16 protein-coding genes are annotated in these 14,225 nt (G+C 71.0%); 7 read left to right on the top strand and 9 right to left on the bottom strand.

The annotated features are described in order from the left end of the window. From VGJ24_RS06060 to VGJ24_RS06045, 4 genes are all read right to left on the bottom strand, one after another. Positions 1-140: 50S ribosomal protein L20 (locus tag VGJ24_RS06060; protein ID WP_331499610.1), on the bottom strand; the 140-nt coding region annotated here is incomplete at its 3' end. 37 nt (positions 141-177) lie between these two features. Beyond that, positions 178-390 (bottom strand): bL35 family ribosomal protein, encoded by a 213-nt coding sequence (locus VGJ24_RS06055; protein WP_331499609.1) that lies wholly within the window; start codon positions 388-390, stop codon positions 178-180. 274 nt (positions 391-664) lie between these two features. Continuing rightward, positions 665-1,417, bottom strand: coding sequence for a translation initiation factor IF-3 (gene infC, locus VGJ24_RS06050; protein WP_331499608.1), 753 nt, complete (start codon positions 1,415-1,417; stop codon positions 665-667). A gap of 311 nt (positions 1,418-1,728) precedes the next feature. Continuing rightward, entirely contained in the window at positions 1,729-2,223 is a 495-nt protein-coding gene (locus tag VGJ24_RS06045) for an SseB family protein (RefSeq protein ID WP_331499606.1), read from the bottom strand. Between the two features lie 26 nt (positions 2,224-2,249). On the opposite strand from VGJ24_RS06045, the gene VGJ24_RS06040 reads away from it, so the two are divergent. Genes VGJ24_RS06040 through VGJ24_RS06020 form a run of 5 tightly spaced genes read left to right on the top strand, consistent with a single transcriptional unit; the run spans position 2,250 to position 5,904 of the window. Then, complete coding sequence (locus tag VGJ24_RS06040) at positions 2,250-2,687, top strand: hypothetical protein (RefSeq protein ID WP_331499605.1); 438 nt, start codon at positions 2,250-2,252, stop codon at positions 2,685-2,687. Next, positions 2,687-3,919, top strand: coding sequence for an amino acid deaminase/aldolase (locus VGJ24_RS06035; protein ID WP_331499604.1), 1,233 nt, complete (start codon positions 2,687-2,689; stop codon positions 3,917-3,919). Before VGJ24_RS06040 ends, VGJ24_RS06035 begins: the two co-directional genes overlap by 1 nt. Before the next feature lie 39 nt (positions 3,920-3,958). Beyond that, entirely contained in the window at positions 3,959-4,516 is a 558-nt protein-coding gene (locus tag VGJ24_RS06030) for a 4-amino-4-deoxy-L-arabinose transferase (RefSeq protein WP_331499603.1), read from the top strand. A 24-nt stretch (positions 4,517-4,540) separates the two neighbouring features. Beyond that, positions 4,541-4,969 carry a VOC family protein gene (locus VGJ24_RS06025; RefSeq protein WP_331499602.1) on the top strand — a complete coding sequence of 143 codons (429 nt, stop codon included), beginning with the start codon at positions 4,541-4,543 and terminating at the stop codon, positions 4,967-4,969. A gap of 11 nt (positions 4,970-4,980) precedes the next feature. Continuing rightward, the gene (locus VGJ24_RS06020; RefSeq protein WP_331499601.1) at positions 4,981-5,904 is read left to right on the top strand and encodes an aldose 1-epimerase family protein; all 924 of its coding nucleotides are present in this window, start codon (positions 4,981-4,983) and stop codon (positions 5,902-5,904) included. Here the strand turns inward: VGJ24_RS06020 and VGJ24_RS06015 are convergent. From VGJ24_RS06015 to VGJ24_RS06005, 3 genes are read right to left on the bottom strand one after another with little or no spacing between them, the layout of a single operon-like run. After that, positions 5,872-6,354, bottom strand: a complete 483-nt coding sequence (locus tag VGJ24_RS06015; RefSeq protein WP_331499600.1) for a PH domain-containing protein — start codon at positions 6,352-6,354, stop codon at positions 5,872-5,874. The two genes, VGJ24_RS06020 and VGJ24_RS06015, sit on opposite strands and share 33 nt — an antisense overlap. Beyond that, complete coding sequence (gene hisG / locus VGJ24_RS06010) at positions 6,338-7,210, bottom strand: ATP phosphoribosyltransferase (RefSeq protein ID WP_331499599.1); 873 nt, start codon at positions 7,208-7,210, stop codon at positions 6,338-6,340. The genes VGJ24_RS06015 and hisG overlap by 17 nt, the downstream gene beginning before the upstream one ends. Positions 7,211-7,217: 7 nt before the next feature. Next, positions 7,218-7,481 carry a phosphoribosyl-ATP diphosphatase gene (locus VGJ24_RS06005; RefSeq protein WP_331499598.1) on the bottom strand — a complete coding sequence of 88 codons (264 nt, stop codon included), beginning with the start codon at positions 7,479-7,481 and terminating at the stop codon, positions 7,218-7,220. A gap of 56 nt (positions 7,482-7,537) precedes the next feature. Between VGJ24_RS06005 and VGJ24_RS06000 the strand changes: the two genes are divergently transcribed. Next, entirely contained in the window at positions 7,538-8,140 is a 603-nt protein-coding gene (locus tag VGJ24_RS06000) for a GNAT family N-acetyltransferase (RefSeq protein WP_331499597.1), read from the top strand. 31 nt (positions 8,141-8,171) lie between these two features. Further along, positions 8,172-8,735: a GNAT family protein gene (locus VGJ24_RS05995; protein ID WP_331499596.1), complete on the top strand. Its 564-nt coding sequence runs from the start codon at positions 8,172-8,174 to the stop codon at positions 8,733-8,735. Between the two features lie 6 nt (positions 8,736-8,741). Here VGJ24_RS05995 and VGJ24_RS05990 read toward each other — a convergent pair whose 3' ends face one another. Together VGJ24_RS05990 and VGJ24_RS05985 are read right to left on the bottom strand one after the other, a co-directional pair. After that, positions 8,742-11,594: a helix-turn-helix transcriptional regulator gene (locus VGJ24_RS05990; RefSeq protein WP_331499595.1), complete on the bottom strand. Its 2,853-nt coding sequence runs from the start codon at positions 11,592-11,594 to the stop codon at positions 8,742-8,744. A 29-nt stretch (positions 11,595-11,623) separates the two neighbouring features. After that, positions 11,624-14,225: helix-turn-helix transcriptional regulator (locus VGJ24_RS05985; RefSeq protein ID WP_331499594.1), on the bottom strand; the 2,602-nt coding region annotated here is incomplete at its 5' end.

The following is a 14,225-nucleotide window of genomic DNA, read 5'->3' as shown; positions in this document are numbered from 1 at the left end:
TAGCTGTAGACCAGCGAGTGGGTGACCTGCTCCTTGGCCTTGCGGTACAGGCGCGAGCGCTGGCCGCGGTAGCCGCTGGCGCGCTCGAGGGTGGTCCGGCGCTTCTTGTGGGCGTTCACTGCCCGCTTGACGCGTGCCATGTTTCGTTACTCCTTGGGTGGCGGGTGGTCGAGGGTGTCAGCGGCCCAACAGCTTCTTGGCGGCCTTCACATCGGCGGGGGCGACGTCCACCATCCCGCTCTTCTGACGGTGCTTCTTGCGGCTGCCGGTGGTCGGGGCGGAGGCGAACGCAGCGCCGGACTTCCGGCCGGTCTGCATCCGTCGCAGCTTCCCGGTGCCGGTCACCTTGAACCGCTTGCTCGCGCCGGAGTGCGTCTTGTTCTTCGGCATCGTTCCTCTTCCTTCGTGGTACGGCGTGTGGTCGCGGTGGGTGCGTCCTTACGTCGTGCTGGTGGGGACTCAGGTGGTGGCTGGGTGCGTTGGCTGAGTCCCCGAAATCCTGGGTGTGTCCTCGTTGTTCTCGATGCCGTTCTGGGTCATCGGAGATCAACCCTCGTTCTTCTCGATCGAGCCCTTCGCTCCACTCAGGCCTCGATCTCCGTGGTGCCGTTCTGGGTCATCGGAAATCAACCCTCGTTCTTCTCGATCGAGCCCTTCGCTTCGCTCAGGCCTCGATCTCGGGATCCAAGTTCTCGCTGCGACCGCGTTCCTTCTTCTGGGCCACGGCGTGCCCGGCGTTGTGCGCGATGCGCTCCTCGCGCTCCTCGGCCTCGTCGGCGGCGCGGGCGGCGGCCCGCTCGGCCTTCGCGGCCTGCATCTCGACCTTCGCCTCGGCCTTCTTCTTGTGCGGCCCGAGCACCATGATCATGTTGCGGCCGTCCTGCTTGGGTGAGGACTCCACGAAGCCGAGCTCCGTGACGTCCTCGGCCAGCCGCTGGAGCAGCCGGAAGCCCAGCTCTGGACGGTGCTGCTCGCGGCCGCGGAACATGATGGTGATCTTGACCTTGTCGCCGGCCTTCAGGAACCGCACGACGTGACCCTTCTTGGTCTCGTAGTCGTGCTGGTCGATCTTGGGACGAAGCTTCATCTCCTTGATGATCACGTTCGTCTGGTTCCGGCGGGCCTCACGGGCCTTCTGGGCGTTCTCGTACTTGAACTTCCCGTAGTCCATGAGCTTGCAGACCGGCGGCCGTGCCATCGGGGCGACCTCGACCAGGTCGAGGTCGGCCTCCTGGGCGAGCTTGAGGGCCTCGCCCGTGGGGACGATGCCGACGGTCTCGCCGTTGGGTCCGACGAGCCGAACCTCGGGTACGCGGATCCGGTCGTTGATGCGTAGCTCGGTGCTGATGTGTCCTCCATTGTGTCGGGAATGTCGTGCGGCTGGGTGACCCTGTGCCGGCGAGGGGCCTGCCCTCATACGACGAGAGCCCCCGCGCGACGCGTGGGGGCTCCTGGATCACACCGGGGTGGGCGAACACCTGTGACCAGGTGTCACACACCGTCTGGTGCGGACCGGACCCGACGACCTGGCTCGGTCGGTGCGGGTGGGAGTGAGCCTCCACTTGTCGGACCGGGCCCGCCTCCATCACGGCAGCGACCCCGATCGGTCGGTGACAAGGATAACAACTCGCGCCGACGGGCGCCTATTCCACGTCAGGCCGCCCTGCCAGCGAGCTCGCTGCGGCTCGCCCCGCCGTTCCGTCACGGCGCCGCCGGCTCGGAACGTCCTCACTCGACCCACGCCAGCCCGCCGTCCGTCCGCGCGAGCGTCCAGCCGCGGGCGAGGCCGTCGAGCAGCTCACCCTCCACGGCGTACGTCGTAGGCCCGGCGACGTCGAGCACCAACGCCTCGGCGCCCTCCTCCACGGCCGACCGCGCCGCGAGAGCCGCGGTCACCGGTACCGGTCGGGCATCGCCGCGCCAGGCAGCCAGGGTGTCCAGCCCGCTGAAGGCGAGCAGGGCCCGGCGCCCGTCGCGCCCGGTGAGCAGCGCGGTCGCCATCTCGCTGCTCTTGTCGTGGGTGAGTCCGGCACCGTCCGGCTCGACCTCGCCGAGGACCGCGACGACCGGCACCAGGACACGGGTGCCCTGCAGGGCCGCGAAGACCGCCAAATGACTCCCCGGGTCTGCGGCGTACGCCGTGAGGGCGGCGCGCAGTGCGGGGTCGGCCCGACCGTCGTCCCCGGCGAAGCCCGGGTCGGGGATCGGTCCGGTCTCGGGCATGCCGACGATCGTGTCATGCTGGAGTCGTGGACAACGTCTCCTGGGGTGCTCTGGCGCTGTCGCTGACGGTGCTCGGGGGCATCTACACCTGGTGGGCGCTGCGTCATCGCGGCGTGACCGCAGCCGTCCGGGCCGCCGGGTTCACCCTGCTGCCTCTTGCCGCATGGATGACCGGCCTGCTGGAGGTCTTCGGCGAGGTCACCGACGCGTTCACGCACTGGTTCACGCGGCTGGTCTTCAGCCCGACCGTCTGGCTCGGCGTGATCGTCTTCGTGGTGGCGTTCGTCCTGATCGGTGGCGCGAACATGGTGTCTCGGCGGGTCAACCCCAAGCCGAAGGCCAAGGCCAAGAAGAAGCCCGCTGACCAGCCCAAGGCGGTCGGTCCGGTCACCAAGAGCGACCCGCTCATCGACGACGAGATGGCGGAGATCCAGGCGATCCTCAAGAAGCGCGGCATCTCCTGATGGGTCGTGGCACGACGGGCGACTCCCACGTCGCCCGGAACCGGCTGTGGGCGCGGCTCTCCGCAGCGGTCGCCGCCCTCGACCCGCCGCCGCCCACTCCCCTGATGGTCGTCGACCTCGACGCGTTCGATGCGAACGCCGCCGACCTCGCGCGCCGGGCCGGCGGCAAGCCGATCCGGCTGGCGTCGAAGTCGGTGCGCGTGCCCGCTCTGATCGAGCGTGCCTTGGCGAACCCCGGCTTCCACGGCGTGCTCGCCTACACGCTGCGGGAGGCGATGTGGCTGGAGCGCCAAGGCATCACCGACGACGTGGTGATCGCCTACCCGACGGTCGACCGCGCGGCGTTGGCCGAGCTGGTCGCCTCCCCGTCCACCGCCTCGCACGTGACCCTGATGGTCGACGACGTCGCCCAGCTCGACGTCGTCGACTCCGTCCGGTCGTCGCACGCGGTACGGGTGCGGGTCGCCCTCGACATCGATGCCGGACTGCGGCTCGGCGGCCAGCACGTCGGCCCCAAGCGCTCCCCCGTCCACGACATCGAGGACGTCGTGCGGCTCGCCCGGCACATCAGCGAGCGGACCGGGTGCGCGCTGGTCGGGGTGATGACGTACGAGGGACAGGTCGCGGGCGTACCGGACGACGTGCCGTCGCAGCGCGCCCGGTCGCTGGTCGTACGACGGCTCAAGGCCGCCTCGATGAGCCAGCTGGCGGAGCGCAGGCGCGTGATCGCAGACCGGTTGACCGAGCTGGTGAAGCTGGAGTTCTGGAACGCCGGCGGGTCCGGGTCGGTCGAGGCCACGTCGGCCGACGCCGCCGTCACGGAGATCGCAGCGGGGTCGGGACTGCTGGTGCCCGGCTTGTTCGACCACTACCAGTCGTTCGCCCCACGCCCGGCCGCGTTCTACGGTCTGCCCGTCACGCGGCACCCCACGGCCGCGATGGCGACGGTGCACGGCGGCGGCTACATCGCCTCGGGCGCAAGCGGTGACGACCGGGCGCCGATCCCCTGGGCGCCGCCCGGCCTCCACCTCACCTCGCTCGAGGGCGCCGGCGAGGTGCAGACCCCGCTGACCGGGCACCCCGCGGCTCTGCTGCGGATCGGCGACCTGGTGTGGTTCCGGCATGCGAAGTCCGGCGAGCTGTTCGAGCACACCAACACCGTCCGACTGCTGGCCGGTGACGAGTTCGTCGACGAGGTGCCGACGTACCGGGGCTGCGGGAACGCGTGGTGACCAGCCGTGATGTCGCCGTGATGCTGCCGTGATGTTGACGTGAGCAACGCGGCACGCGTCCTGAAGCTGGCCGGATCGCGGCCGCCCACGCTCGGCAACGGCCGACTGATCTGCATCGACGGACCGGCAGGGTCGGGCAAGACGACACTGGCCGCGGAGATCGCCTCGCTGGCCGGAGGCGCCGCGGTCGTCCACATGGACGACCTCTTCGAGGGCTGGGGAGGGCTCGGGCGTGTCGACGAGCAGCTGGGCACGCTCCTCCGCCCGATCGCCGTGGGCTCGTCCGGCTCCTACCGACGCTGGGACTGGCCGGGCAACGCCTGGGCCGAGACCGTGCTCGTCTCGCCGGCTCCACTCCTCGTGCTGGAGGGAGTCGGGTCCGGGGCGAGCGCGTTCGCGGACCTGACGACCGTGCTCGCGTGGGTCGAGGTGCCGTTCGAGCTGCGGATGGCCCGTGGTCTCGAGCGCGACGGCGACTCCGTCGCCGACGTCTGGCGGCAGTGGGCGGAGGACGAGCAGGCGCTGTTCGCCCGGGAACGCACGCGGGAGCGGGCCGACGTCGTCCTCGACGGGCGGGTCGGTTCGCGGCACGGGTGATCCGGGCTGTGCCAGGGTCGGGTCATGGAGCCGCGCATCTCGTTCGTCACGCTCGCCGTCCGCGACCTGGCCGCCACGCGGACGTTCTACGTCGACGGGCTCGGCTGGGCGCCCGAGCTCGACGTGCCCGGTGAGGTGGTGATGATCCGGGCCGGCACGCACCTGATCCTCTCGCTGTGGGACGAGACCCACTTCGAGGCCGAGGTCGGCGCGATCGGCCGGGGCGACGGCGTACCCCCGTTCACGCTCGCCCACAACGTCGCGTCCCGGGAGGAGGTCGACTCCGTGCTCGCCGAGGCCCGCACGGCCGGAGCGGACGTCGGCGCGGCCGTCGAGCGCGACTGGGGTGGTTACACCGGCTACTTCGCCGACCGTGACGGCGTCCGGTGGGAGATCGCCTACAACCCCGGCGAGATCGGACAGAGCGTGCTGCCCGGGCCTTCGGCGGACTAGTGTCCGGCCCCATGACGGTGCCGTCCGGAGACCAGTTCGAGATCGCGGCCGGCGGCTATCGCGCGGTCGTCACCGAGTGCGGCGCGACGCTGCGCGTCCTGGAGCAAGACGGTCGGCCCCTGCTGCACGGGTTCGGCGAGCGCGAGATGTCGGCGGCCGCCCGCGGACAGCTGCTGATGCCCTGGCCGAACCGGATCCGCGACGGGAGGTACACCTTCGACGGTCGCGACCTCCAGCTGGGCCTGACCGAGCCCGCCCGGCAGAACGCGTCCCACGGGCTGGTCCGCTGGGCCGCCTGGACACCGGAGGAGCACGCCGTGAGCTCGGTGTCGCTGAGCTACCGGCTGATGGCGCAGTCCGGTTATCCATGGACGGTCGACCTGCACGTGCTCTACGACCTGTCGGCCGACGGGCTGACGGTCACCCAGACGGCGACCAACCTCGCCGACCGGGCTGCGCCGTACGCCTCGGGCGCCCACCCGTACCTGACCGCGGGCTCCGGTCCGGTGGACGACTGGGAGCTGACCCTCCCGGCGTCGCTCCGGCTGCTCTCGGACGAACGGATGCTGCCGGTCGCCGAGGAGGACGTCGCCGGTACGCCGTACGACTTCCGGGTGGCGCGTCCGCTGCGTGACACCCGGCTCGACGACGCGTTCGGCGACCTCGAGCGCGACGCTGCCGGTGTCGCCACGACCTGGGTACGGGACCCGGCCACGGGCCGGGGCGCAGCGCTGTGGGTCGACCGGCACCACCCGTGGTTGATGGTGTTCAGCGCGGACGACGGGTGGGACCCGCCGCGGCAGGCACTGGCCGTCGAGCCGATGACGGCGCCACCGGATGCGTTCCGCAGCGGTCGCGACCTGGTCACCCTCGCCCCGGCGGGGCAGCCGGGCGACGAGATATCAGTCTCCTGGGGGATCCGGGCGCTCGAGTGACTGCGCGGCGGTGCGCTCGAGCAGCATCCTCAGCTGGAGCACCGCCACCTTGGCCCGATCGCCGTCGGCGGACTGGATCGCCAGCGTCTGCATGCTGGTGCCATCGGCCAGGTCCAGGACCGCGAACGGCGCGCCCCTCGGCATGTGCACCGCGAGCACCTCGGGCCAGTCGTAGGAGTGGCGCCGGTAGCCGTTGACGAGGAGCAGGCCCTGCTCGGTGGCCGTGATCCGGCACCGCATCAGCGCCCACAGGACCGCTGCTCCCGCCACGGCGAACAGCGCGACCGTCGCTTGCTGGTACGGCGTCACCCGGCCGCGCACCTCGGGCCCGACCGCGATCCAGCCCGCCACGCAGACCACGAGCAGCATGCCGCCGAAGAACACGACGGCCAGTCGCACGCCGAGCGGACGCCAGGTGTGCGGGATCGGGGGCTCAGAGACGGCAGGCATGGATGTCGGTCACCAGGATTCCCCTGGCCCCGATGGTCCACAGCTCGTCCATCACGCGGTGGGCGTCGGCGCGCGGGACCATCGCACGCACCGCGACCCACCCTTCTCGATGGAGCGGCGAGACCGTGGGGCTCTCGATGCCGGGCGTCATCTCGACGGCCCCGGCCACCCGGTTCTCGGGGATGTCGTAGTCCATCATCACGTAGGTCCGCGCGACCATCACGCCCTCGAGCCGCCGTCGGAACACGTCGAGCCCGATCGGCGCGGCGCCGGCCCGGGTGACCAGCACCGCCTCGGACTCCAGGATCGCCTCGCCGAAGATCTCGAGGCCGGCTCGGCCCAGGGTGCTGCCGGTCTCGACCACGTCGGCGATCACGTCGGCCACGCCCAGCTGGACGCTGGACTCGACCGCGCCGTCCAGGCGGTTCACGGTTGCCTCGATGCCGTGCTCGGCGAGGTACTGCCGCACGATCGCGACGTACGACGTGGCGATGCGGGCCCCCCGGAGCTGGGTGACGTCGGTGTAGCGGCCGGTCGGGCCGGCGAACCGGAACGTGCTGCGGCCGAAGCCGAGCCCCAGCACCTCCTCGGCCTTGGCGCCGGAGTCGAGCAGCAGGTCGCGGCCGGTGATCCCGACGTCGAGGGTGCCCTCGCCGACGTACAACGCGATGTCGCGTGGGCGCAGGTAGAAGAACTCGACGCCGTTCTCGGTGTCGACGAGGGTCAGCTCCTTGGTGTCCTGGCGGATGCGATAGCCGGACTCGCGGAGCATGTCGGTGGCGGACTGCGTCAGCGCCCCCTTGTTGGGGACCGCGATGCGGAGCAGGTCGTGCTGCACGGATGTCGAGGTGGTCATGGGGTTCTCACAGGTGAGCGTAGACGTCGTCGAGGGTGAGTCCGGACGCGAGCATGAGCACCTGCGCGTGGTACAGCAGCTGGCTGAGCTCCTCGGCGGTGCGCTCGGGGGTCTCGTGCGCGGCCGCCATCCAGGACTCGGCGGCCTCCTCGACGAGCTTCTTGCCGATCGCGTGCACACCGGCGTCGAGCGCGGCCACCGTGCGGGACCCGGCCGGCCGGTGCTCGGCCTTGTCGGCCAGCTCGACCCACAGCTGCTCGAAGGTCTTCACGCAAGCAGGGTAGTTGTCGATTGACCCGGCGCCGCCACCCCGTCCAGGGTGACCGCATGAGCGAGACCACGCCGGCTCCGAGGCCGAGGCCGTTCGAGCCGGTGGCCTGGCCGGTGCGCACGAAGCGGCTGCTGATCCGGCCGGTCACGCCCGACGACTTCGGCCGGCTCTACGAGATCCGGGCGATCCCCGAGGTGACCCAGTGGCTGACCGGACGGCCGGCGTCGTACCAGGATTACGTCGAGCGCTACGGCACGCCCGAGCGCCTCACGTCGACGCTGGTGATCGAGCTCGGCGCCACGATCATCGGCGACCTGTTCCTCGGCGTCGAGACGCCGTACTCACAGGTCGAGGTGCGAGACCGGGCCGACGGCAGCCAGGCGGCGATCGGGTGGCTGATCGACCCGGCGTACGTCGGACAGGGGTACGCCACCGAGGCTGCGGCGGAGATGCTGAGGATCTGTTTCGAGGACCTGGGCCTGCGCCGCGTGGTCGCCGGGGCGTTCGCCGACAACGCCGCCTCGCTCCGGGTGATGGCCAAGATCGGGATGCGGATCGAGGGCCGCACCGTTCGCGGCTCCCTGCATCGCGACCTGGGCTGGGTGGACGGGGTCGAGGCCGCGGTCCTCGCCGAGGAGTGGCGCGCGAAACCGCGTTGACCGGCCCGGTGCCGGTCGAGAGGGTGGCGGCGTGACCTTCGACCGGATCTCCTGGCCCCGACGTACCGACCGGATCACCATCCGCCCCGCCACCACCGCCGATCTGCCCGCCGTCTTCGCCGTCCGCTCGCTGCCCGACGTGGCCGAGTGGATGCCCGACCTGCCCACGTCGTACGACGAGTGGCTGCTGCACCTGGGCAGGTCCGGCGCGGTCGACCGGATGCTGGTGATGGAGGTCGACGGGTCGGTGATCGGTGACCTCTACGTCCATGTCGAGGATGCGTGGACACAGGCCGAGGTGAAGGCGGCCGGGAAGGACGCGCAGGCCGAGATCGGCTGGTGCCTGTCGCCGGACCACCAGGGCAAGGGGTACGCCACCGAGGCGATGGTCGAGCTGGTGCGGATCTGCTTCGAGGACCTCGGCGTACGCCGCCTCACCGCGAACGCCTTCGCCGACAACGCGCCCTCCCTGCGGGTGATGGACCGGCTCGGGATGACCCGCGAGGCCCACAGCCGCGCTGACTCCCTGCATCGCGACCACGGGTGGATCGACGGTGTCACCTACGCCCTGCTGCGAGAGGACTGGACGGGGTAGTCCGCGTCAGCCGACCAGCTCCCGGGCCAGAGCGGCGGCCGCGCCGCGGTTCTCGACCCCGAGCTTGGCCAGCAGGTTCGACACGTGCACGCTGACGGTCTTCTCGCTGATGAACAGGGCGCCCGCGATCGCCTTGTTCGGGGCACCGGTCGCGAGCTGGTCGAGCACTTCACGTTCGCGGGGCGTCAGCCGGCTCAACGGTCCCTCGCTGGTGGCCGACTCAGGGAGCGGCACCCGCGCGCGGGTGGCGAGCCGGAACGCCCGCTGCTCGAGACCGCGCGCACCCATGTCGTGCGCCGCGGTCCAGCAGTCGACGAGCAGCTCCTTGCCCTCGTCGCGACCACCGTTGGCCAGAAGCTCCTGCGCCAGGTCCAGCCGGGGCTCGAGGGCGAAGAACTCACCGAACGCCACGGCCGGTACGACCGCCTCGCGGAACTGCTCGACGGCCGACCCACCCGCGAGCCTCACGGCGTAGGCCTCGGCGAGCGCCAGCTGGACTCCGTAGTAGCTGCCGCGCCACTCGTCGGTGAGGCCGCAGCGTGCCCTCTCCAGCTGCCTGTCGGCACGCTCGCGCAGCCCTGCGGTGCCCGCTCCTGGTGCGGACCGCGCCATGGTCAGTGCGTGGAGACCGATCCGGGAAGCCGAGGCGGCGAGCAAGGCGGAGTCGCAGTCCTCCAACTGACTCAGGAACGACTCCGCCACTTCGAGACATCTCGGCCCGTCGTCGCGAAGCCCGGCGAGCCGGAGCTCTCGCAGCACTCCGACATCATCCGGGTAGCGCCTGGCCAGCTCCCGGTCGATCGCGGTCCCGGGCACCGCGCTGGTTGCCGGCTCGACGTCACCGCGCGCGAGAGAAAGCTCTCCCTGCAGATGTCGCCAGCGAGCCCTCGGCAGAGCGAGTCCGCGGAGCTCCTCCAGCACGGTCTCCGCCGACTCGAGACGGCCCGCCCAGGTCAGCGCCGTGACGATGCCTTCCCCACAGGTCGACTGGATGGTGAGCTCCCCCGCCAGACCCTCGCGGTAGCCGGCACGGGCAACGGACATCCCGTGCGCGACCTCACCCGACTCCATCAGCCGACTCGCCAGGAGGCCGAGAGACTCGAGTGTCCATTCGACCATCCCGGCGTTCCGCGCCCCGTCGATGATCTCCTCCACAGCGACGCAGGACTCAGTCACGCGACCGAGCAGCAGCAGAGCATCGGACCTGAACATCAGCGCCCGTAGCACGGAATCGAGCTCCCCCGCGGTCCTGGACGCCTGGATCGCTCGATCCGCAGCATCCAGGCCATCCGCAAACCGACCGCTGATGTTGTGCAGCAGTGCTTGGGCACCGAGGGCACGCCCCAGCGCCGTGGTCGGGGAGTCATCGGCGTACTCGACGGCGAGCCGGATCGCCTCCCTCGCCTCGACTGTCTCGTCGTTGAAGATGGCTGAGATGGCGAACGCGGAGTGAGCCCGGCTCGCCCCTTTGGGGTCGGTGTCGGGCCCGAGCATGTCGACGGCCCGACGGTTGAGCTCGTGCCAGCGCTGGAGGTCCCCTTGGTCACAGGCCACCCTGGCCAGTGAGAGGACGAGCTCGACCTTGGTGGAGCCGGCCCGGGCTTCGGCGTCCGGGACCCGGTCCCACAAGGACAGCGCGCGCTCACGGTGTGTGAAGGCCTCGGCTGCGCCGATCCTCCACGCCACCGTCCCGGCTCGCACGGATGCCTCGAGGGTCCGCGGCAGGTCGTGCGCGGCGGACCAGTGGAACGCCAGCCGGCTCAACGCCGACAGTCGAGGCTCCGGGTCCGCGTCGGCCCATGCCTGGAGGATCGTGGCGAGCTGTGCGTGGAGTCGGGTGCGTTGGTCGGGGAGCAGGTCGTCGTACACGGCCGCGCGCAGCAGTGGGTGCCGGAACGCCAGAGACTCCTTGGCTCCCCGCAAGAGGTTCGCGTCGAGCAGCTCGCGGAGGAGAGCGTCCAGCTTCGCGTGGTCGAGCCCCGCCACCTCCGCGAGCGTGTCCACGTCCACGCGCGTCCCATCCACCGAGGCGACCCGGAGCAGCTCCCGCGACTCCTCGCTCACCGCGTCGACCCGGGCCAGGAACAGGTCGGACAGATGCTCGGGGATCGCATGTGGGTCGGCGGCCGCGAGCTCCTCGGCGTACAGCGGGTTGCCCTCCGACCGATCCAGCACGGACCGTACGACGGCGGGATCGGGCGGGCTCTGGGTGATCGAGGCCACGATGCCGGCGATACCGTCTCGGCCCAAAGGCTCCAGGTCGACCCGCCGGGCGCCGGGGATGCGGCCGATCTCGGCGAGGGTCTTCCGAGCCGGGTGACGGCGGTGGAGATCGTCCCTGCGCACGGTGAGCACGAAGAGCAGGCGGCCGCGTGCCCTGCGTGAGAGCGCTACCGCGAAGTCCTGGGTCGACCGTCCCGCCCAGTGCATGTCCTCCAGCACCAGCAGCACCGGGCCCACGGCGGCCGCCTCGAGGACCGTCTGCCGGAGGTCCTCCAGCACGCGATAGGGCTCGGGGCTCCCCGGCGTCTCGGGGTCCAGCAAGGCACGCATCCGGCGCGCGTACGGTCGGGAGTCGAGGTCCTCGAGCCCCGCGACCAGCTCACGCACAGCCTCGATCACAGCGGCGAACGCCATGCCGGCGTCGATGTCGAGACAGTGACCCAGGAACACGCCGACCCCGAGCTCCTCGGCTCGCCGGCCCAGATCCGCGACCAAGGTCGTCTTGCCGATCCCGGCGTCCCCGCTCACCAGAACCGTCTGCGGGTCGCCCTTCAGGGCCAGCGACAGGGCGTCGTACAGCTCGGCTTGTTCCCGCTCCCGGCCGAGCAGAACGGAGGTACCGGCGACTCTGCTCATCGGATCCACCCCGCGACGTACATCTCCCGTCACCCGACCAAGGTCCGAGCGAGAGCGGCAGCGGCCCCGCGGTTCTCGACGCCGAGCTTGGCCAGGAGGTTCGACACGTGCACGCTGACGGTCTTCTCGCTGATGAACAGATCCCCCGCGATCGCCTTGTTCGTGGCACCGGTGGCGAGCTGGTCGAGCACCTCCCGTTCGCGGGGCGTCAGCCGGCTCAACGGTCCCTCGCTGGTGGCCGACTCAGGGAGCGGCACCCGCGCGCGGGCGGCGAGCCGGAACGCCCGCTGCTCGAGCCCTCGCGCACCCATGTCGCGTGCGGCGGTCCAGCAGTCCACCAGGAGCTCCCGACCCTCGTCGCGACCACCGTTGGCCAACAGCTCCTGCGCCAGGTCCAGCCGGGGCTCCAGCGCGAAGAAGGAACCGAACGGGCGAGCCAGCATCGCGGCCTCACGGAAATGCTCGACGCCGGACTTCCGAGTGGTTCTGGCGGCGTACCCCTCCGCGAGGGCAAGCTGCACACCGGAGGAACTGCTGTGCCACTCATCGGTCAGGCGACCTCGCGCCCTCTCCAGCTGACGGGTTGCCTGGCTGAGGAGGAGCGCAGACTGCGCGTCAGGGGTGGAGTCTGCGATGGCCAGCGCCTGGAAGCCGATCCGCGCAGCGGAAGCCGCGACCAACGGTGAGTCGCAGGCGTCCAGCAGACCGAGGTACGACCGGGCGACCTCGAGGCACCTGTGGCGGTCCTCGCTCAGGGCGGCGATCAGCAGTTCTCTGAGAACCTCGCCCTCGGTGGGGTGACGACTGCCGGATGCTGCAACCTCTGCGGTCCTTGGCATCACGACGGTGGCCGACCCGACGTCACCACGCGCCAGGGAAAGCTCCCCACGAAGGCCCTGCCACGCGCCCTCTCCCAGACCGAGCTCCCGGACCTCCTCGAGCAGCGTCTCCGCTTCGTCGAAGCGGCCCTGCCACATGAGACCGGTCACCATCGGATCCCCGCAGCGCGCGGCGGACGCGAGCAGACCGGCGGCAAGGGCCTCGTCGTACGCCGCCTGAGCGAGGGCCATCCCCCGGGCGACCTGACCGGAGTCCATCAACATGAAGGCCAACCAGACGGCACGATCGAGTGCCACGCCGGACATGCCCGCACTTCGCGCCAGCGAGATGACCTCCTCCCCACCTGCGCACGCCTCGTTCAGGCGGCCCAGGTACGCCAGAGAGATGTTCCTGCCGTTCAGGGCCCAGGTCAGGGGGTCGGTCGAGTTCGCGGCTCTGGCGGCCTCGATCGCGTGATCCGCAGCCTCCAAGGCCGCCTCCGCACGGTCGTTCCGGTTGTGCAGCTGGGTCTGGGCGACCAGGGCCCAGGCCCGTTCCTCGGTCGGGGCGTCGCCGGCGTACTCGATGGCGAGGCGGATCGACTCCTCGGCGCCGAGGGGGTCCGGCATGAAGAACGCGCAGGCTCCCAGAGCCGAGTAGGCCCGGCTGGCCACCAGCCGATCCGTGGTGGGCTCCAGCATGTCGACCGCTCGCCGCGTGTGCCTGTACCACCCCTCGAGGTCCTGCTGCTGCATCGCCGCCTCGCCCAGCAGGACCGTGAGCTCGATCCCCGTTCGGCCTGCGACAGCCTCGGCGTCGGGCACCCGATCCCACACGGACAGTGCGCGCTCGAAGTGGGTGACTTGCTCGGCGGCGTTCACCATTCTGGCGGCGTGCCCCGCGCGCACGGATGCCTCCAGCGCACGAGGCAAGTCACGCGCGGCCGACCAGTGGAAGGCCAACCGGCTCAGCGCACCCAGACCAGGCTGCGGATCCGTGTCGACCCTCGCCTGGAGGATCCCTGCCACCTCTCCGTGGAGCCGGGTGCGTTCGTCGGGGAGCAGGTCGTCGTAGACGGCCTCTCGCAGCAGACCGTGCCAGAACGCGAGCGAGTCGCCGGTCCCGCGCAGGAGGTTCGCGTCGAGCAGCTCCCGAAGGAAAGGGTCCAACTGCGTGTGGTCGATGCGCGCCACATCCGCGAGTGTGTCGATGTCCACGCGCGTCCCGTCCACCGACGCGACGCGGAGCAGCTCGCGCGGCCCGTCGGGTAGGGCGTCGACCCGCGCCAGCAAGAGGTCGGACAGATGTGCGGGAATCGCCTCCGGGCCGGCGGCCAGGAGCTCCTCGGCGTAGAGCGGGTTCCCCTCCGAGCGGGTCAGCACCGAGCCGACCACGGCCGGGTCGGCAGCACCACCTGTCCTCGCCGCGACGATGCCCGCGATGCCGTTGCGGTCCAAAGGCTCCAGATCGACCCGCCGAGCGCCGGGGACCCGGCCGATCTCGGCAAGCGTCCGCCGCGCCGGGTGTCGGCGATGGAGATCGTCGCTGCGAACCGTGAGCACGAAGAGCAGCCGGCCGCGTGCGGTACGGGAGAGCGCCGCCGCGAAGTCCTGGGTCGACCGACCGGCCCAGTGCATGTCCTCCAGCACGAGCATCACCGGGCCTGCCACAGCGGCCTCGACCACGGTCTGACGCAGGTCCTCCAGGACGCGGTAGCGCTCGGGGCTCCGGGGCGTCTCGGGGTCCAGCAACGCACGCATCCGTCGCGCGCAGGGACGTGCGTCGAGATCATCGAGCCGCCGGACCAGCTCC

The organism is Nocardioides sp. (assembly GCF_036493135.1).
Classification (GTDB): Bacteria; Actinomycetota; Actinomycetes; order Propionibacteriales; family Nocardioidaceae; genus Nocardioides.
Note: the sequence above shows the minus strand (reverse complement) of the source record. Positions and strands in the feature narration are given on the sequence as shown.